General features: G+C 68.0%; 15 protein-coding genes. 4 read left to right on the top strand and 11 right to left on the bottom strand.

The window, feature by feature from the left end; genetic code table 11:
• Positions 1-134 precede the first annotated feature (134 nt).
• From AC0VY3_RS37425 to AC0VY3_RS37415, 3 genes are all read right to left on the bottom strand, one after another.
• A complete protein-coding gene (locus tag AC0VY3_RS37425; protein ID WP_103513073.1) occupies positions 135-1,112 on the bottom strand; it encodes a DUF1702 family protein in 978 nt (325 codons plus the stop codon).
• Between the two features lie 104 nt (positions 1,113-1,216).
• Positions 1,217-1,660 (bottom strand): winged helix-turn-helix transcriptional regulator, encoded by a 444-nt coding sequence (locus AC0VY3_RS37420; RefSeq protein ID WP_073826070.1) that lies wholly within the window; start codon positions 1,658-1,660, stop codon positions 1,217-1,219.
• A gap of 79 nt (positions 1,661-1,739) precedes the next feature.
• Entirely contained in the window at positions 1,740-2,951 is a 1,212-nt protein-coding gene (locus AC0VY3_RS37415) for an IS701 family transposase (protein WP_103513074.1), read from the bottom strand.
• Positions 2,952-3,317: 366 nt separating this feature from the next.
• Between AC0VY3_RS37415 and AC0VY3_RS37410 the strand changes: the two genes are divergently transcribed.
• A complete protein-coding gene (locus AC0VY3_RS37410) occupies positions 3,318-3,929 on the top strand; it encodes a TetR/AcrR family transcriptional regulator (protein WP_103513075.1) in 612 nt (203 codons plus the stop codon).
• A 27-nt stretch (positions 3,930-3,956) separates the two neighbouring features.
• Here AC0VY3_RS37410 and AC0VY3_RS37405 read toward each other — a convergent pair whose 3' ends face one another.
• Positions 3,957-4,916: an NAD-dependent epimerase/dehydratase family protein gene (locus AC0VY3_RS37405; protein WP_103513076.1), complete on the bottom strand. Its 960-nt coding sequence runs from the start codon at positions 4,914-4,916 to the stop codon at positions 3,957-3,959.
• A complete protein-coding gene (locus tag AC0VY3_RS37400) occupies positions 4,913-5,539 on the bottom strand; it encodes a ScbR family autoregulator-binding transcription factor (protein ID WP_103513077.1) in 627 nt (208 codons plus the stop codon). The genes AC0VY3_RS37405 and AC0VY3_RS37400 overlap by 4 nt, the downstream gene beginning before the upstream one ends.
• Positions 5,540-5,654: 115 nt before the next feature.
• On the opposite strand from AC0VY3_RS37400, the gene AC0VY3_RS37395 reads away from it, so the two are divergent.
• Complete coding sequence (locus tag AC0VY3_RS37395; protein ID WP_258047490.1) at positions 5,655-6,605, top strand: ScbA/BarX family gamma-butyrolactone biosynthesis protein; 951 nt, start codon at positions 5,655-5,657, stop codon at positions 6,603-6,605.
• 476 nt (positions 6,606-7,081) lie between these two features.
• The gene (locus tag AC0VY3_RS37390; protein ID WP_103513079.1) at positions 7,082-8,467 is read left to right on the top strand and encodes a winged helix-turn-helix domain-containing protein; all 1,386 of its coding nucleotides are present in this window, start codon (positions 7,082-7,084) and stop codon (positions 8,465-8,467) included.
• A gap of 82 nt (positions 8,468-8,549) precedes the next feature.
• Here the strand turns inward: AC0VY3_RS37390 and AC0VY3_RS37385 are convergent, their stop codons facing one another.
• The 4 genes from AC0VY3_RS37385 to AC0VY3_RS37370 all read right to left on the bottom strand — a co-directional run bounded on the left by AC0VY3_RS37385 (position 8,550) and on the right by AC0VY3_RS37370 (position 13,779).
• A complete protein-coding gene (locus AC0VY3_RS37385; protein WP_475551962.1) occupies positions 8,550-9,323 on the bottom strand; it encodes a DUF6008 family protein in 774 nt (257 codons plus the stop codon).
• Positions 9,324-9,362: 39 nt separating this feature from the next.
• The gene (locus tag AC0VY3_RS37380) at positions 9,363-10,574 is read right to left on the bottom strand and encodes a putative PEP-binding protein (protein WP_475551961.1); all 1,212 of its coding nucleotides are present in this window, start codon (positions 10,572-10,574) and stop codon (positions 9,363-9,365) included.
• Between the two features lie 57 nt (positions 10,575-10,631).
• On the bottom strand, positions 10,632-12,536 hold the full coding sequence (locus AC0VY3_RS37375; protein ID WP_103513081.1) for an FAD/NAD(P)-binding protein: 1,905 nt from the start codon (positions 12,534-12,536) through the stop codon (positions 10,632-10,634).
• 178 nt (positions 12,537-12,714) lie between these two features.
• Complete coding sequence (locus AC0VY3_RS37370) at positions 12,715-13,779, bottom strand: cobalamin-independent methionine synthase II family protein (protein ID WP_475551993.1); 1,065 nt, start codon at positions 13,777-13,779, stop codon at positions 12,715-12,717.
• A 1,482-nt stretch (positions 13,780-15,261) separates the two neighbouring features.
• Between AC0VY3_RS37370 and AC0VY3_RS37365 the strand changes: the two genes are divergently transcribed.
• Complete coding sequence (locus tag AC0VY3_RS37365) at positions 15,262-15,606, top strand: DUF6193 family natural product biosynthesis protein (protein ID WP_475551960.1); 345 nt, start codon at positions 15,262-15,264, stop codon at positions 15,604-15,606.
• Positions 15,607-15,777: 171 nt separating this feature from the next.
• Here AC0VY3_RS37365 and AC0VY3_RS37360 read toward each other — a convergent pair whose 3' ends face one another.
• Together AC0VY3_RS37360 and AC0VY3_RS37355 are read right to left on the bottom strand one after the other, a co-directional pair.
• Positions 15,778-16,890: a ParB/RepB/Spo0J family partition protein gene (locus AC0VY3_RS37360; RefSeq protein WP_103513082.1), complete on the bottom strand. Its 1,113-nt coding sequence runs from the start codon at positions 16,888-16,890 to the stop codon at positions 15,778-15,780.
• A partial coding sequence (locus AC0VY3_RS37355) for a ParA family protein (protein WP_103513083.1) occupies positions 16,887-18,131 on the bottom strand: 1,245 nt, incomplete at its 5' end. The genes AC0VY3_RS37360 and AC0VY3_RS37355, both read right to left, overlap by 4 nt.

Here is an 18,131-nt window from a genome sequence, read left to right as displayed (position 1 = left end):
GGTGTGAGCAATCGGCGTCGGAATGCACCCAATACACTGGCCACGGCTGTAGACCGCCCCTCTCGAATTCCTGAAAACCCCCAGCGAATCGAATCTAACGAGGGCCCCGGGAGGGGCGTCCACTTCAGGTGTGCTCAAACAGCGGCGGTGACCAGCCGGGCACGCACCTGGTGCCGCCAGACCTCATAGGCGGGGCCCACCGCGGGGTCGGGCGCGTGTGCCGCGCAGTCGTCGGCGAGCTGGGCGACGTCGCCCACCGTTCTCCCGGTGAACGCGTGAACAGCGGCGCTGCTGTGTTCGGGGACGTACCCGGCGTGGTGGCGGGCCTTGGCCGCGAAGACCGCGCCCTGCGCCAGGTGCGCGGTGTGCTCCCCCGCCTCCTCGCTCAGCGCGACCAGGTCCGCGGAGGTGCTGCCGCCCGCGAAGGTCGCGGCGAGCCCGACGCCGCTCCACAGATCGGCCTGCCGGTCCACGGCGAACGCCCGTACGGCCGCGGACACATGGCTCACCTGTCCCCCGTGGATGAACCACAGCGCGCGGCCGACGCCCTGGTCGAAGGCGCGTTGCCAGTAGGCGGAGTCGCCGTCCCAGTGGTACGGGGTGTCCAGGCGCTGACCGCCGACCCAGGCGTCGGTGTCGAAGTAGGCGCGGTCGAAGCCGTAGCCGTCCACGCACAGCCAGCTCATCGCCGGATAGAACTCCGGCTCGGCCAGCTCGGGGATCAGCTTCTTCCACAGCGGCCGGGGCAGCTTGGCCATGGCGAAGCCGATGCCGATGTAGTTGAGGAAGATGTGCGGCTTGCCGCCGCCGCGCAGAAGGTCCTCGGCGCGATGTCCCCTGGGGCCCATCGTGTCGCGGATGGCGCAGGCCATGGTGGCGCCCTCGTAGGCGAAGCCGCGGTTCAGCGGGTCGACGAGGGCCAGCCGGCGCTCGGTGGTCGCCACGTCCCGGTCCTCGACGGCCCACTCGAAGCCGGTCACCACCGCCTGCGGGACCGCTTCCAGCAAGCGTGTGCGCTCGGACGGTACGACGGTGAACCCCCGCCCCGCGAAGCTCACGTCGTCCAGCGACGGGGCCATGGCCAGTCTGCGCAGTGCTCCCAGTACGGGCACGGGCTCCTCCTCCTGCGGTGCCGCGCGGTTCGGCGGCGGGCAGGCTCATCGTGGCGAGCCCGCTGCGCAGGGGCATCTCCGCCCGTGCGCAGAGAAGGGGGCGTTCAGCGCAGGCGGACCACGTCCACCTCCTCGTCGTGCACGGCGCGCCCGCACTGCTCGCAGCGCAGCTCGACGTGGACGGCGCCGTCGCAGCCGACGTGGTCGGCGCGGCGTGGCGGGCCCAGCTCCTGAGGCAGGTTGCGGTCCCCCCACTGCATCAGGGCGACCACGGCACGGGTCAGGTCCCGGCCGACGTCGGTGAGCCGGTACTCGTAGCGGACCGGCTTGTCCTGGTAGGGCACTCGCTCCATGATGCCGTGTTCGACCAGCCGCGTGAGGCGGGCCGACAGGACGTTGCGGGCGATGTCCAGGCTCGCGAGGAAGCCGTCGAAGCGGGTGGTGCCGAGCAGTGCCGAGCGGATGATCAGAAGCGACCAGCGCTCGCCTATGACTTCCAGCGTCCGGGCGAGGTTGCAGTCCTGGCCCTCGTAGGTGTGTCTCAGCATTCGTTCACTGTAGGGCGGGACCAGTTGCGTGAAGGTACTCGAGCTGGCGAAGTCGTCCCGGGTTTCGCCGGACGCCGGCTCAGGCGGCGCGGGCCAGCAGGTGCTCCTCGCCGCCGATGGGGCGCCGCTGGGCGAAACGGCTGTAGGCGTAGGCTGCGGACACCAGCGTCATGTGATGGTGCCACCCGGGATAGGAACGCCCCTCGAAGTCGCCCAGGCCGAAGTTGTCCGCCATCTCCTGCACGGACTCCCCCACCTGCGCGAGATTGTCCGTGAGGGCGAGGACCGACTCCATCCTGGTGTGGGTCAGGCTGGTCAGCCAGAGCTGGACCGGTCTGCGCCCGCCGTCGGGGCGTACCGCCAGGAGACGGTGGGTGCGGTGGGCGTGCCCGCTGTTGACGCCGGGCTCGGGGAGACGCACGTAAGTGGACATGACGGTGGTGTGCCGACCTCGCCCGCCCCGGGCAGCCACACGCTCCACCCGGGTCAGGTTGCCGGCGGCGAACTCCAGGAGGCTGCGGGCCTCGATCGTCAGGCGCTGGCCCTCGGCGCCGTGCGAGCGCTGGATCCGCAGATGGCGCCCGACCGTGACCTGCAGGGAGCCCGGTACAGCGATGACGAAGTCGCGTCCCCGTAGGCTCAGACCCCGCACCAGGGCGCCCACGTTGGTTCCGCCGGCCCCGTCCATGTCGGCCACCACCGGCAGCGGAGAGGTCCGGCTGGCGTCGGAGAGGCGGTCCACCAGGTCCAGGGTGTGCTGTTCGACGGAGCGGGGACCGACCTCGGCGGGAATGCGGGTGCGCGTACGGCGGTCGGAGTCCCTGGCCCAGGAGCCGGGCAGCAGCAGCCGCCAGTCGACCGGCACGGCGGCTTCCCGGGAGGAGAGGAACACCCCTACCCCCACCTGGCAGGTGACCGAGCGTCCGGTACCGGGCAGGAAGCGCCGGTGCACGCCGCAGGAGTGCTCCCCCCGCTTACGCAGGAATGCCTGGCCGATCACCCACGCCCGCGGATGCGCCTGCTGTTCGGCCCAGCGGGTGAGCTCGGCGCGGACCGGCGTCCAGTCCCAGGGGCTGGCGTTGACGAACTGGTGCAACGACTGCGACGCGGCGGGTGACGCCGAGATGGCCGTGGCGAGCCGGCGTACCGACTTCTTGCCGGGGGTGGTGAGGAGACTCTGCACGTATGCATGGGCCCAACGCCTCTGATCGACCCGGGGCAGGCACTCGAAGATCCTTTCGGCGAACACCGGAACCGGAGTGAGGCTGTCTTGTTGAGCGTACGCCACCATGTCTGATTCTCCTCTCTCTCGGCCGGGGCGGCCGACCACGCTAAAATGATAGCGAACACCCCTTTTTTTTTGCGACTCAGGAGAGTTGTCGTATGCACTTCGCCAAGTCGGGGCGTGCCGCTCGCTGCGGAGGTCACCGTTCCGCCCCTGTGACCTGGAGAGATCCGAAACTTCTTGGGCAACTCACTCTTGCCGTCGGAGGGAGGGCAATCGCAGCCTGGCAGTGGAAGGGCGATGCTCCTCTCGGGGCGCCTCGGTGATGCGCGGACGAACCGAGGCCGGAGCCCTCGCACCTCCGGCGGCGACGAGCGCTCTTCAGGAGACGGCATGGTGAGACAGGAGAGGGCTCTACGCACACGTCAGGCATTGATCGAAGCAGCGGCCGACGAGTTCGACCACCATGGGTACAACGGAACATCCCTGGCACGCATCAGCAAAGTGGCCGGCCTCTCCATCGGGGCGGTGACGTTCCACTTCCCGTCGAAGCAGTCGCTGGCGGACGCGGTGCAGGAGGAGGGAAAGGCGGTGACGGTGGCGGCCCTGGGGGATCTCACCGCCGAGCCGCTGCCCCCGCTTCATCTCGTGATCGAGCTGACCCTCGAACTGGCGAGACTCATGGAACACGAGCCCTCGGTCCGTTCGGCCATCCGCCTGGGCAGGGAACGTCCGGGTACGGATGCGTGGTCGGGCGCCTGGCAGCCGATCGTCCGCAATCTGCTGGACCGCGCCTACGAGACCGGGCAGCTGCACATCGACGCCCTCCCGGCCGACGTCGCGATGCTGGTGGAGCACCTGACCAGCGGGGCGGAGGCGTATCTGCGCAGCCGCATGGGATCGGGTCCCGTCTTCGAGAGCGCCGTCACACAGCTCAGGCGGGTCTGGCGCCTCGCCCTCACCGGAGTACTGCCGGAAGTACCGGCCAGGCTCGACGAACCCGGCCGGCCCGCGGCGACGCTCACGGAACGACCTGTGCGGTGACCCAGGGCGGCCGCGGGAGCCTCCGCGTCAGGCGGTCTCCGCGAGCAGGGCCCGGTACCACTGCGCCGCCGCGGCCAGCCCGGCCAGCGGGCCGGCCCCCGGCGCACAGCCCGAGGCGGACCAGATCTGCCGGCTGTCGTACCAGAAGTCCTGGGCGAAGAGAGAGAGCTGACGCTCGGTCGGCCGGCCGCCGGAAAGGCTCAGCCTCTCCCGGCACGCCTGCCACGGCAAGGCTTCGACGGGGGCCGCGAGGATCCCCTGACGGTCCAGAGCGCTCAACAGTTCTGCCGTACGAACGGGCTCGGGGTGCCCAGCGTGCCAGATCCGCCCTCCGGGCAGCACCCCCACAAGCCCCGCGTGCACGATGAGCCGCGCCAGGTCCTCAACCGCGACGACCGAGAGCACAGCTTTCCCGCCGTCCCACAACGCCGGTACCGCTTCCAGGAGTTGGCCGAGCACCGGAACCACCCAGCGGTCGCCTGCGCCGAGCACGAGCCCGGGCCGCAGGACGGTCGCTCCGGCCGCCAGCGCATACGCCTCACCGGCCAGCCGGGTCCGGCTGGCAGCGGACACCGGCGCGGGGACGACCTCGTCGACCGCGATACCGCGGTGTGGGCCTGGGCCGTAGACCGCCGCGGTCGACAGATGCACGATCCGGTCCACGCCGGCACGCACGGCCTCGTCCATCAGCGCGGCCGTTCCCTCGACGTTGACGGCGAAGCAGCGCTTCTCGTCGGCATCGATCGACGCCGCCAGATTCAGCAGCACGTCCGCACCCTCGCAGACACCTGCCAGGGTGCAGATGTCGGCGTAGTCGGCCACAACCCACTCGTCGACGACGGGTTCGCCGCCGGACGGGGCACGCCGGCCCACCGCCCGGACGGTCGGCACCCCCTCCGCGCGGGCTGACCACCGGCCCAATTCGCGCAGTACGGCCGATCCGATGAAGCCGGTGGCGCCGGTCAGTACCACCCGCACGGGTCTCACGCGGCGATCCCCCGCACGTCCCGAGGAATCTGCAGCTTCTCGATGGCCTGCGGGGTCGCGATACCGGGAAGCATGATCCGCCACATCGAGCCCAAGCGCTCTTGGAGGTCATCCCGCCCCGACGCGATGTTCGAGAACATCTGGATGCCGCTGTAGGCGCCGACCAGGACGTTGGCGACCTCGCGCTCATCGATGTTCGGCAGGAGTTCGCCCTGCTCACGCGCCCCGCACAGCATCGCGTGGAACTGTTCCACCCACTCCTGGTAGGCGGTGACGTCGCTCATCCCGAAGTCACCCTGCTCGACGGCGAGTCTGACGCTTGCGCGAAAGAGCACGTTCGTCTGCAGTTCCCGTGCCAGGAAGAAATTCAGGTCGACCAGGCGCTGCAGCCCCGGTACACCGTGGGGAATGCTCACGAACTCCTGCTGCTGCGCCAACACGGCCTGAGCGAGCCCGAGCTTCGACTTGAAGTGGAAGTACATCCCTCCCTGCGTCACCTGTGCGCGTTCCATGATCTTGCTGATGCTGGCCCCGGTGTACCCGTGCTCGTCAAAGACCTCCGCAGCCGCGTACAAGATCGACTCGCGGGTCCTCACCGCCCGTTCCTGCTTCGGCTCGGCCATTGGGCCCCCGCCTCTCTCGACAAAAAAAACGAACACCCTTATTTTACAAGCCGGGCCTCACCACTGATAGGTCCGGGGTGGGAACCTCCGCATACGCACGCCCTAGGGGAGTGGCATGCTCACAGCATCGGATCGTCCTGTCACACACAGACCCGCACTGACCACAACAGTCGCAAAGGAGTACGTGCATCGAGCTGCGCTGGCAGAGGTGTTTCTGACGGGTTGGGTGAAGACAGGGCCCGACGCCTTCACGGTCAGCGCCCAGTGGCCGCGCAGCCACAGCTTCTACGTACCGGAGCACGGGATGCACGATCCCCTCCTGCTCTGCGAGACGGTCCGGCAAACGTTTCCCCTGCTCACCCACGTCGCGTACGGCGTCCCTTTCGGCCACCAGCTCAGCTGGTCCCGCCTGCAGTACTCGATCTCACCCCAGGCCCTTCGTATGGGCAGCGCCCCCGCGGAGATCGAGGTGCACGCGGTCTTCTCGGACATCCGCTACCGCCGCTCCCTGCCCGCCATGATGACCATGCACCTGGAGGTCGTACGCGACGGCTCGCCGGTCGCCGTGGTGAGCACGCGCTTCGGGTGCCACTCCCCCGCCGTGTACGAGCGATTGCGCACCGGACGCGGCAACGCCCGTGAGATGTTCGCAAGCGCCCCGCGCCCCTCTGAGCCCGTCTCGCGCACCAGCGTCGGGCGGCTCCGCAGGGAGGACATCGTCCTCTCGCCGACGCAGAGCCCCGGCCGCTGGCAGCTTCGCGCCGACACCAGCCACCCCGTGCTCTTCGACCACCCCGTCGATCACGTGCCGGGGATGGTGCTTCTGGAGGCTGTGCGCCAAGCGGGCCACGCCTCCCAGCCGTCGTGGGGGACGCGCATCCCCACGTCGATGGACATCTCCTTCCACCAGTACGTCGAGTTCGACGAACCCTGCTGGATCGAGGCCGAGCAGGCCGCCGAGCAACCCCAGACGGACACCCGCAGAACGATCCGGGTCAACGCGGTCCAGGGGAACACCTACGTGTTCAACGCGACCACGGAGATGACGGACGTGTCGGCGCTCTGATCGCGCGCCTGCCCCGGTATGCCGTTACCGGTTGCCGGACCGGGCGTTCGAACCGGCACAACGCGGCCGACCATGAGGGGGCGTGACGTGAGGTGAATGGCGACACCGACCGCTGAAAGGGCTTGTCGCCGTGCTGTAGGTCCCGGTGAACCAACACCTGGGACCGATTCCACCAACACCGCCCGCCGAGCTGCCAACTCGGCGGGCGTAGGCCCGTTTCGGGTGCCACCCCGAAACGCGCATCACAGGTTCTGCCAGAACCCCGAAGCCACAACCAAGGGCTTCGCCATGCCTGCCGCACGGAGACCTATCAAATCATGAGACAAAGTGCTGCGATTCTCCAGCCCCCCCATAGTCATTATTCCAATAAAAGTCCTATTTGCAACGATAATGCTCTCGATAATTCCCCTCGGCCTCCATCCGGAAGCACATCATCCACTCCAGTTCCTCACTTCCGGGGCCGGGTGAAGGTGCCCATGCGCCTCGTCGAGTCCCCCCACTACTCGGACGCGGCTCTCAGCGTCTACATGAAGGTCAAAGCTCTGGGAGCCCGCCCGGAAGGCTGCACGGCGGGCGTCAACACTCTCGCCTCCTACCTCGGGCTCTCCGCCTCCACCGTCCACCGAGGGCTCGCACAGCTGCGTGTTCCCGCCGACGACGGTGTCGTGGAACTCCCCGACAGCCGGCGCCGCTCCCTCAGAGGCGGCTACGGCACGACCGCCCGCCGCCGGGTCCGGCCCATGCACCCCGGCGAACGCTTCATCTGGCTGCCCGTGGTCACCAGCGAACAGCTGCGGCCCCGTCTCCTGCGCGCGTTCGCGGTGATCGCCCACGCCGTCGCGCAGAAGGTCCCCTTGACAGAGTCCGTCCTCGCCGGCTTCCTCCGCCATCACTGGGGGCAGCGGGCCGGCCGCCCGCTGACGACTGAGGCCGCGGGGCGCATCGTCGACGAGCTCGCCGAGACCGGCTGGATCACCGTGCAGCGGCGAGCGGGATCGCACGGCCGCCACCTCTTCCTCGTCCAGGACGGGCGGTCCCCCGCCGCCACATCCGCTTCTGCGACCGATGACAGATCGGGTTCCCGCGGTCATGACGTATCGCTCGCGTACAAGGAAGACTTAAGGATTGACCGACCCGAGAACAAAACGACGTCCTGCTCATCCGCCGTAGGCGAGACACCGGTGGTAAGGGCTGAGCAACCTGGTGCGGGCGCTTCTCCGCGCCATGACGGAGGCAGCGGGCCCGAACCGGGAGCGAGCCGCGATACCTGTGTTCGGCCCCGCTCCTCCCCCGGCCGATCCAAGTCCTACACCGGTCCGCCGCTCACGTTCAGCCCACGTCTGCACATCGTTCTGGAACCGGTGCGTTTCCTCCTCGGGGGGGTCAGCACGTACGTACAACGCCGCATCGGCCAGGAGATAGCCGACCAGCTCGACAACGGAACCGACATCCGGCGCCTGCGGGAGAGACTCGGCCTTCGTCTGGCCCACACCCTCGTCTCCGACATCCTCGATCCCGGCCGCTGGCTCATGGGAGTCGCGCTTCCTCGCTGGGGCTGCGCCGACCCCGACTGCGAGTCCGGCGTCCTCTGGTCGACAGGGACGCGCTGCAGCGTCTGCGCCGAGATTGTCGCCGTCCGCGCGGCCGGGCGAAGAGCCCGCCGGGACGCCTCGGCCCCACCGTACGAGCCGGTGGCCGGGCCTGGGCCGGCGGAGCGATCCGCCCCCGGGAGAACCGAGCCACCGGCGGGCCCGGTCCTTGTGTGGTGCTGCCCCGACTGCGCCGCCTCCTATCGCGGGCCGAGTCCCGGGCCGGCCCCCGGCCCCACCCCGTCCGCCGACCGGGGGCTGTCCCGTGAATGATTTTCCGGGGTGCCTGGTGACGCCGGCGACCACCGGGCACGGAGTCGGCGGCGACCACCCGCACACACCGGCGGGACCTCTCTCAGAGACGATTCGCAGGGGTGAGCACGGGCTCGGACTCGCTCTCGGGCGCGACGGGAGCAACCGGTCCCTCCACCGCCTCCGACAGGCCGTAGCTCTCCTTGACCGTCCGCCGCTCCTTCCAGAGGTGGTAGATGGCGAACCCGAGAATGGCCGTGCCTATCAGATTCGCGACGAAGTGCCACCAGACCCGGTACGTCACGAGCGCCGGGCCGGGGTCGATGGCTCCGAACCAGGTCGACAGGCCGATGGCGCGGCTCGCACCCAGCGCCACGGAGGCGGTCAGCACAACGTGCTCGATGCCGTGGATTCCCTGCATCCAGACGCCCATCCTGGCCCACTTGCGGGCCTTCAGCTGTCCGGCGACCCGATACGTGATCTGCACGATGCCGATCAGTCCGGCGAGGAAGATGAAGTTGCCGGTGAGGTGCAGGATCTCCATGCCGAGCCCGGGCTTGGTGGCGTCGATCTGCCCCATGCCGCGGGCGAAGCTGTCCGCCCACGGGGTCATCCAGGCGGGCGAGTACGGGTTGGCGACCCAGTAGCCGGCCTGCGTGACGTGCTCCTGGAAGTGACCGATCTGCCCGATCACGCCTATGCCTACGAGCCCCACGGCCACTTTGTACAGCCAGGGCTTCACCGCTCTCCGGTTTCCGACCGCGAGCACCGCGACGGCCAGCCACATCGCGACGGCCCAGCCGACGAACAGGACAGCGCCCACGGTGTCCACGGTCGACACAGTCGATTCCATTCCGGGCATTCCAGAGTGGTCCATACGTGATTCCCTCCTGAGGATTGATGTGAAAGACGGCTCTTATAGAGGCTTCGCACGAGAAGCCCCGGCCAGAAGGGCTTCACCGACCCCGTCCTCGGGGTGCAGAAGGAGTTGCCGCAGCTCGGCGGTGCACATCATGTAGCCGTCGGGCGCGGGCAGCTCATTGATGTAGTGGCTGAGGTCGGAGGCGAGCGAGAAGACACGCACGGGAGTGCCCGCGGCGCGAGCGGCCTCCACCACCTGGCTCACCCCGTCGAGGACAGCCGGGTGTCGGGTGCTGTAGGAGTCGGCGACCAGGTGATTGCCCCGATCCGCCGCAAGGTAGAACTGCACCAGGTCCTTGATGCCGATGAACAGTTCGCTGACCCCCGCAGCGCACAACGCCGACGTGGCGTGCACGGCGGACGGCATCTCGATGAATGCGGACAGGGACACGTCGTCCGGTAAGGCGAGATGCGCCCTGAGCCGGCTGAACTCCATCGCGTCACTGACGAACGGCACCGAGAGCCCCACCCGGCCCGCCTCATCCCCCAGACGGGTACGCAGAGTTGAGAGTACGGCGTGCACCGCGTCGCGGTAGGCGAGCGAGCTGAGAAGCCAGCGTGCGCCGTGCAGGCCCATCTCGGGGTTGGGCTCGACCGGTACGGCAGCGGCCTCGGTGATCTCGGCAGCATGGTCCGAGCGGAGGTCGAGCATCCGCAGGATCAGTCGCTGGCCGGGCAGGAGCGCCTCGGCGAATGTGCAGAGCCGGTCCCCGACGGCCTGGCCGTAGGCGATGCTCCCGGCGGGTCCGCCCGCCATGGCGTCGAGCGGACTCAGCCCCAGTGCGAGGCAGAGGAACTCCTCGCGGATGAAGAAGGACTCGACCCGCGCGGCGTTCGGACCGCACTGGTTGATGGTGGTGATGTCCTGCAGATCCGCGATGACCGCGCACGCCGACCCGAGGTCGTCCGATGTCGGACTCCCGGCCTCTTGCTGTGCGGGCGTCTCCCCACCTACGACGACAGACGCGCTTTCCAGGTACAGCGTCACCTCGCCGACCAGGTCGGCGAGATCCGATTCCTCGACACGGAGCACGGGAATCCCCCGGCCCCGGCACAGAGACTGCATATGGCCGGTCAGCCCCCCGGAACCGCAGATCACAGCGCGCGAGGCCAGGATCGCGTCGTAAAGCCCGGCTTCGAGAGACGGGGCGACGAGAATGCCTCCGTCGTGCGGACTTCTCGTTCGATTACACGTTCCTTGCAACACGTTCTCGGCGCCACCAGCCAGAAGGAACCCTGAAATCCGTCGCCCGTTCCCGTTCAACTAGTCCTCCGAGTAGTCGGCGTTTCTTATCCCCAACTGCTGACGAAGCTGCCGTGGCGTCACGGAGACGTCGTTGAGCCGATCCACAGCGAATCGCCCCACGAGAACCCTCATCATGCGGTCCGGCCGGGAAATCTCAGTCGGAAGCACCGAAAGGGCATCGCCCATGGCTCCGATGCTTTCGTTCACCTGTGAATCCAACAGCTCCCTCTCCTTGCGTCGGCGCGTGGCCATTCTCCGCACTTCCAGTACCACAGACTGCTCCAAGGCCATCCGGTGCGCTTCTTCCCGATTGCTGACATAACCGTGGTGGGCTGGGTGCCGAACCGGGAGGTCGCCCAAGCCGTCCTCCCTCAGCTCCAGTTGCTCGATCACATGCGCGGCGACAGAGACCGAGTGATTCTTGATGACGGCGAGGTTGAACGTGAACGCGCCGGTTCGGCCGTTCCGGACGATCTCGTCGCCCTCGCGCAACGCTCCGACCGTGGAGACCGGGCCGGTCGGCCGCCCGTGGGCATCGACCAGAGTTCCGCGTTCGTCGACCTCCAGGCCGCGGCCGGTGCGCTTGTGCGGAACCGCGATCCCCCTGCGGAGCAGGTTGTGCCACAGGTGCTGCTCGACCTTGGTGTAGTCGAACTCCCTACCGAAATTGGACACCACCAGATCGACTTCCAGGGTGCGTGTCCGCTGCTGGAGGGCGACTGTGACCCGCAGGCGTCCCATCTGCGCGGGAGTGAGTGCCTGCACCTTTCCGACGAGCAGTTCGAGTGACCCGTCCCGCCGCCGCATCGCCTGCTCGATGACCGCCATCGTGTACTGCACTGCACCGACGCGCAGCGCCGCGACAGGAGTGGCGAAATCGTCCAGCAAACGGCGCAGTTCGTCCGTGGGTATCTGTTCGATGGCTGCGGGGAGGTACGGCTCCCAGGCTTTGGCGACTCGCTCGGAAAGGATGGCGGATGCGATGTGAGGATACTTCTCGCGAACCATCGCGCAGGCTCTGTGCCATTCGGCCTCGACCCGGGCCAGGAAATCCGCACGACTGCGGTAAGGCTTCATCAGAGCTTCGGGGCATGGCAGCCGCACCACGTCGTGCTCATGCGTCTCGGGATAGGCACGAAAGATCGTTCCGGACCTGGAGATCAGATGGATGCGCCCGGTGTGGCCGTTGCGCAGCAGCAGACCGGCGGAATCGTAGGCGCTGAGTACGGAGCCAACGATGGCCACGGTGGCATCGGGCGGAAGTTCGAGGAGCTTACGGATCGCGTCTGCGGAGTACGGGTCCCGGAGGAAGGAGGGGTGACCCGCGACCCCGGCCGCGAAAGGCAGCTCCTTGGGCTCGAGTCCGGTGGCGAGAACGACATGGTCCGCTCCGACCACCGTCGTGCCCGGGAGCGGTCCGGGACGAGGGTCGTGGAGCCCGGTCGGGGAAAGGTGGCGCACCGTCACCTCGAATCCCCGGCCGCCGACGGTCATATCGACCGCCTGGCCGTCCGCTTCGACGAGGCCGACGCCGGGGCAGGACTCTCTTCTGGCTTCGGCCAGCCGATCGTCGAGGTAGTCCTGGAAGATGCGTCGCGGAGCGGGTCCCTGCTCGGTGAACGTCTGTGTGGCCCAGGGGTCGGGCCAGTCGCGGCGGTCGGCTTCCTGGTTGGCCCACTGGATGAAGTCGAGAACGTCCTCCCGGAACACGGACATCCGTCCGGCCTGGATGTTGAAAACGTGGTCCCACGGATTGCCGTCGCGATGGTAGGCCACCCCGGCGGACCGGTATTCGGGCCGCCGTTCCAGCAGGACCACTTCCAACGGCCGTCGTGCGAAGTGGAGCAGACGGATCGCTGTTGCCGTGCCTGCCAGGCCGGCCCCTACGACAAGCACTCTGGGGCGCGTTCCCGTTCCGTTCATGACGTCTCCCACTGCGAAAAAGGGTGTGCGGCCGGGCCGTCCCTCACCGGTGCCGCACGTTGAAGTGAACATCTGCTGTGAAGCGTCTCCCCCTTCATCCCGACAGAGGAACGGTCTCTGCCGCGCAGCCCGGTCGGGCGGGATGGTTGGGAGCACTGCGCACTGGCCGTACCGGGGATCAGCTGCTGAGCGCGGCTTCGGCCAGGGCGGTGCCTCGGACGCGCGCGCCGATCTTCGCGAAGGCCAGCTCACGGGGGGTGGAAGCGTCGTCCGCGAAAGGCGAGAAGCCGCAGTCGTCGCACGTACCGAGCCGGTCCACCGGAATGTAGCGGGCAGCGAGCAGTACCCGGTCGCGTACCTGCTCCGGGGTTTCGAGGGTGGCGTTGACCGGGTCGGTCACCCCGACGAAGGCCCGGGCCGTCTGCGGAAGATGCTCCCGGATGGTGCCGAGGACCCGCTCGGGATCTGCCTCGCTGGCCAGTTGGAGGTAGAAGTTGCCCACCTTGAGCTGGAAGAGCTTGGGCAACAGGTCCGCGTAGTCGATATCGAGACTGTGGGTGGAATCCAGGTCCCCGCCGGGGCAGGTGTGCACCCCGATGCGGGCGCGTTCGTCGGCGCTGAATCGTCCCAGAACCTCGTTGTTGAGGGCGATGAAGTCTTCCAGCACACCACCACTGGGGTCGAGCTTCAGCGACAGACGCCCTTCGGTGAAGTCGAGCTGGACCACGTGGGCTCCCGCGTCCAGACAGCCACGGATGTCGGCTTCGGCCTCGTTGGCGAGATCGTGCAGGAACTCCTCGCGGGAGTACCCCTCGATGGGCGTTGGCGGGTAGAGCAGGCTGAGCGCGGACGGGGCGATGACCGCCTGCTTCAGGGGCCGGTCGGTGTGGCGCTGCGCTGCTCGAAGATAGGACTCGGCCCGCACCTGGTAGCGGAAGGGGCCCTCGGTGATGCAGGGCAGCCGGCGGGTGTGCCCGTCGGCGAACGGTATGACCACACCATCCGGCGAAAGGGTGTCCAGACCGGTCACCGGGTAGGTCACGAAGCTGGGCTTGGACTGTTCGCCGTCCACCAGAACCGAGCTTCCCGTTTCCTCCAGCCGGGTCAAGGTGTCGGTGATGGCCGATTCCTGCTGTTTGGTCAGTTCAGCCTGGTCGAGCATGTCTTGCGCTCGCCCGTTGAGGGCGGCTCTGAGATAGGCGGGGCGCGGCACGCTGCCGATTGGTTCGGTCGGTATCCGGATCATGGCTGTGAGAATAGAACTACTTTCAGAGGCACGGTCCGCCAAAGCCGTGCATTCGCTTGCTTTCCCGATCGGACAGGTCTGAGGGGCCCGGTCCCTGCGGTTTCGTCAGGCACCTCATGGAGCTGGCGCACGGCCGTGCCTCGCCGCCGTCTGCTGCCTTCCGGATGCATTACGTAGGCCAACAGCGTCGGCAAAAGCGCCCGTTCGGGGCCAGCAGGCCGGATCAGCAGACCCTCACGACGGCCAGCACGCCCGAACCGGCAGGTCGGCGCTCTCGGGGCGAGAGTGCGAAGCGCCCGGTCCGCGACACGGAGCGGCCCGGCCGCGACACTCCGACCACCGCGGCCGAGGATCCCTCATGCGAGGGCGTCAAGAAGTCCGGCTCGGCATCAGCGGGAGGTTCCCTCGAGGTCTGAGGGGCGTGGAGCCATCAGCATCTCGCCCTAGCATCCGACTACCCCAGTCGACGAGCCTGGACCTCCCGGGAACAGGGCACCCGGCAGTGGGGGCTGGCTGTCCGTCGCGGCTGCGGGGCGGGCTCGCGGGAGGCTCCTCCCGCTGGATGTGCCGTCTCGGAGATCCGCACCTGCACGACGCGGCGCCTCTCCCCCGTCCGGGCAGCCGTCGCTCCCCCAGGTACCGCAGCAGCTTCTCAAACGGTGCTGGAATTGGAATGCTTGTCGTCAGGTGCAGTGCCCCCAGACGCTCCGTTCCAGGGTTCCGAGCCTCTCGGCCTGTCCCGCGTCACGCCTGCCACGGGCCCCTTCGGCTCGGAGCCGAACTAGGCGCTGGGCCCGCCGCCCGGCACGGGCAGCTCCTCGATCGATGTCGACCCGGGCCCAGTGGGGATGTCTCTGGGCTCGTGGGGGGCTTGGCCGCGCTGGATTGACTCGACGACGCCGTGCTGGGTGAGGGCGCCCGAAGCGCTCAGCGTCGGGATAATGCCCCCACGGGGCCACGCCCCCCTCGGCAGCCGCTAGCTAGTCCACGTCCAGGAGAACCGGCTCCGGTGCCGTCGGTACGGCCTGCTGGCGGTGCGGCCGAGCCCGGCCGCTGAGACCAGCGCGGCGACGGGACGCTCGGTTTCGGTGCCTCGCTCCTCTGCCCGCTGGTGCCCGATCGTCAGTGCCGACGTGTCCCCGCCGTCACCGTCACGTTCGACTGCTGGGGTGACCGGATCCTCAATGATGGCGGCGAGGTCGGCCGGGAGGGTCTCGGCGAGCGGTACTCCGTACTTTGCCGGCTGTCGCCGACTCAGAGCACATCATTACGGCGTAATAATCCCGCGGCCGAAGGCGGAGCCTGGCATCCAGGCTCCGCCGAGATGGCCGTCTCACCAAGAGTTGAGCAGCTACAGCAAAGTTTGACCCGCGCGGGAACATTTCGTCCGGGTTCAGCCATCCCGATGAGACGGGTTGTGATGACCTGTCTCGGGCGTCATGATCACGGGATGGCTGAGGAGACCGTGGTCGAGAAGACATGGCGCGAGATACTGGACAGGCTTCCCAGCGCGCGGAGGGGGAGCCCGCAGTGATAGAGGCTGCTCACACCGAACCTCGGCTGCGGGCCCTGTTCCCGTTCCCCATCCATGGGGCGCTCACCTTTCACCGGAACACGGAGTTCCCGTGGAGCAACGACCTGCCGTTCATCGTGAGCGATGTGCAAGCGTGCACCGTGTATGCACCCCTGCACGCGCCGAAGCGCGTCCTGGGGGAGTCGCTCACCCCGCTAGAGGCGGCCGCATTGGTAGTGGCCCACCTGCCTGACGACTGCGGGCCGGCCTTCGAAGGGCCGTGGCCCCCACCGAGGAACCTCACCGATTGAACAAGCCGCCGCGCGTTCCTGCCGCTCCCGTCATACGGGGCTGAGGCGGCCCCAAGACGGTCACGAGCTTTCAGCGAGTAGTCAGGTGCCGACCGGACGACAGATGGCGGGCCACACATCTGTGTGGCCCGCCATCTGTCGTCCGCTGAGTCCTTCGCCGCCTCGCGGCGGCTACGTTCCAGCGCGCAGGCCTGTCGCAACCTGCTGGAGGATATCTGCGAGCGAGGTTCGCGCATCGGCAGGAAGGTCTCCTCGCATATCCGATGTGACGGCCTCGACCCCAGCGCTCCGCTGGAAGTAGCGGAGGATGAATGCACTCCGCTGCTCGGCGTTGAGCTTGGCGAACGCAGCGTCCATGAGCGCCTCGCCCTGCTGCCGGGACCGCGCGGAGGGAGACACCTCCTCGCTGTTGGCGGCTCCTGCATTCACGTCTGAGGATTCGTCTGCGACGTTTCCAGCGCCCACAGCGTCATCGCCGGCGGAGACGGGCTTCATTACGGCGTAATGATCCTGAGCCGGGGGAGTGGGAGCCGGAATCGCCGGAGGCTTCGGCGGTGCCTTCCTCCGTGGAGCCTCCTGTTCCTTCGCTTTGAGCCGGCGGAGGTGCTCTTCCTGCTCTTCGGGCTTCTTCTTTCCCACACGCCGCAACAGTGCTGCGGGCTCCTCGCCGGATTGCAGCTTCTCCTTGAGCTCCGGCGTCAGGCCCAGTAGGGCCAGGCGCTGTGAGACCCATCCTTGGGAGCGGTGAAGGCGGGCGGCGAGAGCGTCTTGCGTTTTGTGGATGGCAAGCAGTTGCTGGAGAACCTTCGCCTCGTCGAGGGGGTCAAGGTCCTGGCGGTGGACGTTCGCGACGAACGCGGACTCGAGGATCTCGTCGGGGTTGCTGCCGAGTTCGTCGTCCAGCATCACCTTGATCTCGGTGAGGCCGGCTTCGCGCGCGGCGGCGAGGCGCGTGTTGCCGTCGATGACGACGTACTTGGTTCCCTCCTCAAGGTCGTTCTTCCGGTCGGGGTTGCCCTCCAGGTAGGCGAACCGGCTCATGATGCTGATGGCGGTCTTCTGCCCGTGGTCGCGGAGGCTCGCTCCGAGGTCGCTCAGGTCACCCAGCTCTTCACGGGGGTTGGCCGGGTTGAGGCTGATGACGTCCACAGGGAGCTTGAGCGGCGGGGGAGCGCCGTCGGTGGGTGCGGCGGCGGCGGCTTCGATCGCGGCGCGACGGGCGCTGATGCCTCCCTTGGCCTGGCCGAAGGACGCACTCGCGCGCAGGGTGTCTGCCTTGCTCATGAGATCTCCCTGGTGAGTGCGCGCATACCGACGGCCTGGTCGCACCGGGGGGCGTAGGCGAGGAGGGGCCGCTTCACGCGGACGGCTTCCTTCTGCTCCTTGAGGTCTCCGATGACGCCGACGACCCGGGGATCCTTTATGTCGATCCATGACTGGAGGGAGGAGGTGGCGATGTAGCCGCGGCGTGCGTCGTAGTGGTTGACGACGATGCCGAGGTAGTCGAGTTCGAGGTGCATGTCGCCGCGGAGGTCCTCGATCTGGTTGGTGAGGAGCCCGTAAGCGTCGGCGGAGCTGTCCTCGGCCTGGACGACGATGAGGATGCCGGAGTTGCCAGGGGCTTCGCCGTCGCGGCGCCGTCCGTAGTAGGCGGCGGCGTCCATGCTGAGGCCGAGGCTCGGGGGGCAGTCGATGATGACGACGTCGTAGTCGCCTTCGACCGTTCCCAGGACGCGTTCGAGGGCTGCTTCGCGGGCGCGGACGCTGGAGAGCTTCACGTCGAGGAGGAAGGCGTCGGTGCATGCCGGCAGAAGGTGCAGCCGGTCGCCGAAGCGTGCGTCCTCGATGGGGACGATGAGGTCCTTGAGTTGGCCCTTCGCCTCACCTGCCATGTGCTTGGTGAGGGAGTCTCCCTCGATGGGCAATGGCTCGTGCCCGAGCTGGTTGGTGAGGTGACACTGCGGGTCGAAGTCGACGAGCAGAACGCGGAGTCCAAGCCCAGGGAGGTCCTCGTAGTCGAGGGGAGAGGCCGGTTCCGCGTCGGGTTCGAGGAGCGCGGCGGCAAAATGCTTGGAGATGCGTACGGGGTGCAGCTGGTCGCTGTCCTCTGCGAAGGCTTCACCGACGCCGGCGGCGAGCGCGGTCTTGCCCACGCCGCCCTTCTGGTTGCAGATGATGATCCGCTTGGGGTGCTCCGGGCGAACGACACCGGGTGCTGGGTTGGTGTCGAGCCAGAACAGAACCGACTGCGTGAGTCCTTGGATGAGTGAGACCCCGCGGGAGGCGCAGGCCTCACGGAACTCGTCCCACTGACCCGTCGGGAGGAAAGTGGCGAACGGCTTGGCGCCCCCTGTGTCGGCAGAGGGGAGGTTCGCTCCTAGCCGGCGCCATGCGGTGATGCCTGCTTCGACAGCATGCTGGATGTCGGTGCCGTGTTGGGCTGCGCGGACCTTCAGGGCTTGCTGGAGGGCGGGGGGCAGCTTGGACACGACCTTCTCGCGGTCGGCTGCGTCAGGCGAAGTCAT

It is taken from the genome of Streptomyces sp. iso_384 (genome assembly GCF_056172905.1).
The sequence above is the reverse complement of the archived record's forward strand: the minus strand, read 5'-3'. Positions and strand labels throughout refer to the sequence as shown.

What these genes read in the sequence shown, in the direction of transcription:
- AC0VY3_RS37420 (WP_073826070.1), bottom strand. Translation starts at nt 1,660, where the DNA reads ATGCTGAGACACACCTACGAGGGCCAGGACTGCAACCTCGCCCGGACG.
- AC0VY3_RS37415 (WP_103513074.1), bottom strand. Translation starts at nt 2,951, where the DNA reads ATGGTGGCGTACGCTCAACAAGACAGCCTCACTCCGGTTCCGGTGTTC.
- AC0VY3_RS37400 (WP_103513077.1), bottom strand. Translation starts at nt 5,539, where the DNA reads ATGGCCGAGCCGAAGCAGGAACGGGCGGTGAGGACCCGCGAGTCGATC.
- AC0VY3_RS37395 (WP_258047490.1), top strand. Translation starts at nt 5,655, where the DNA reads ATGCTCACAGCATCGGATCGTCCTGTCACACACAGACCCGCACTGACC.
- AC0VY3_RS37390 (WP_103513079.1), top strand. Translation starts at nt 7,082, where the DNA reads ATGCGCCTCGTCGAGTCCCCCCACTACTCGGACGCGGCTCTCAGCGTC.
- AC0VY3_RS37385 (WP_475551962.1), bottom strand. Translation starts at nt 9,323, where the DNA reads ATGGACCACTCTGGAATGCCCGGAATGGAATCGACTGTGTCGACCGTG.
- AC0VY3_RS37375 (WP_103513081.1), bottom strand. Translation starts at nt 12,536, where the DNA reads ATGAACGGAACGGGAACGCGCCCCAGAGTGCTTGTCGTAGGGGCCGGC.
- AC0VY3_RS37365 (WP_475551960.1), top strand. Translation starts at nt 15,262, where the DNA reads ATGGCGCGAGATACTGGACAGGCTTCCCAGCGCGCGGAGGGGGAGCCC.
- AC0VY3_RS37360 (WP_103513082.1), bottom strand. Translation starts at nt 16,890, where the DNA reads ATGAGCAAGGCAGACACCCTGCGCGCGAGTGCGTCCTTCGGCCAGGCC.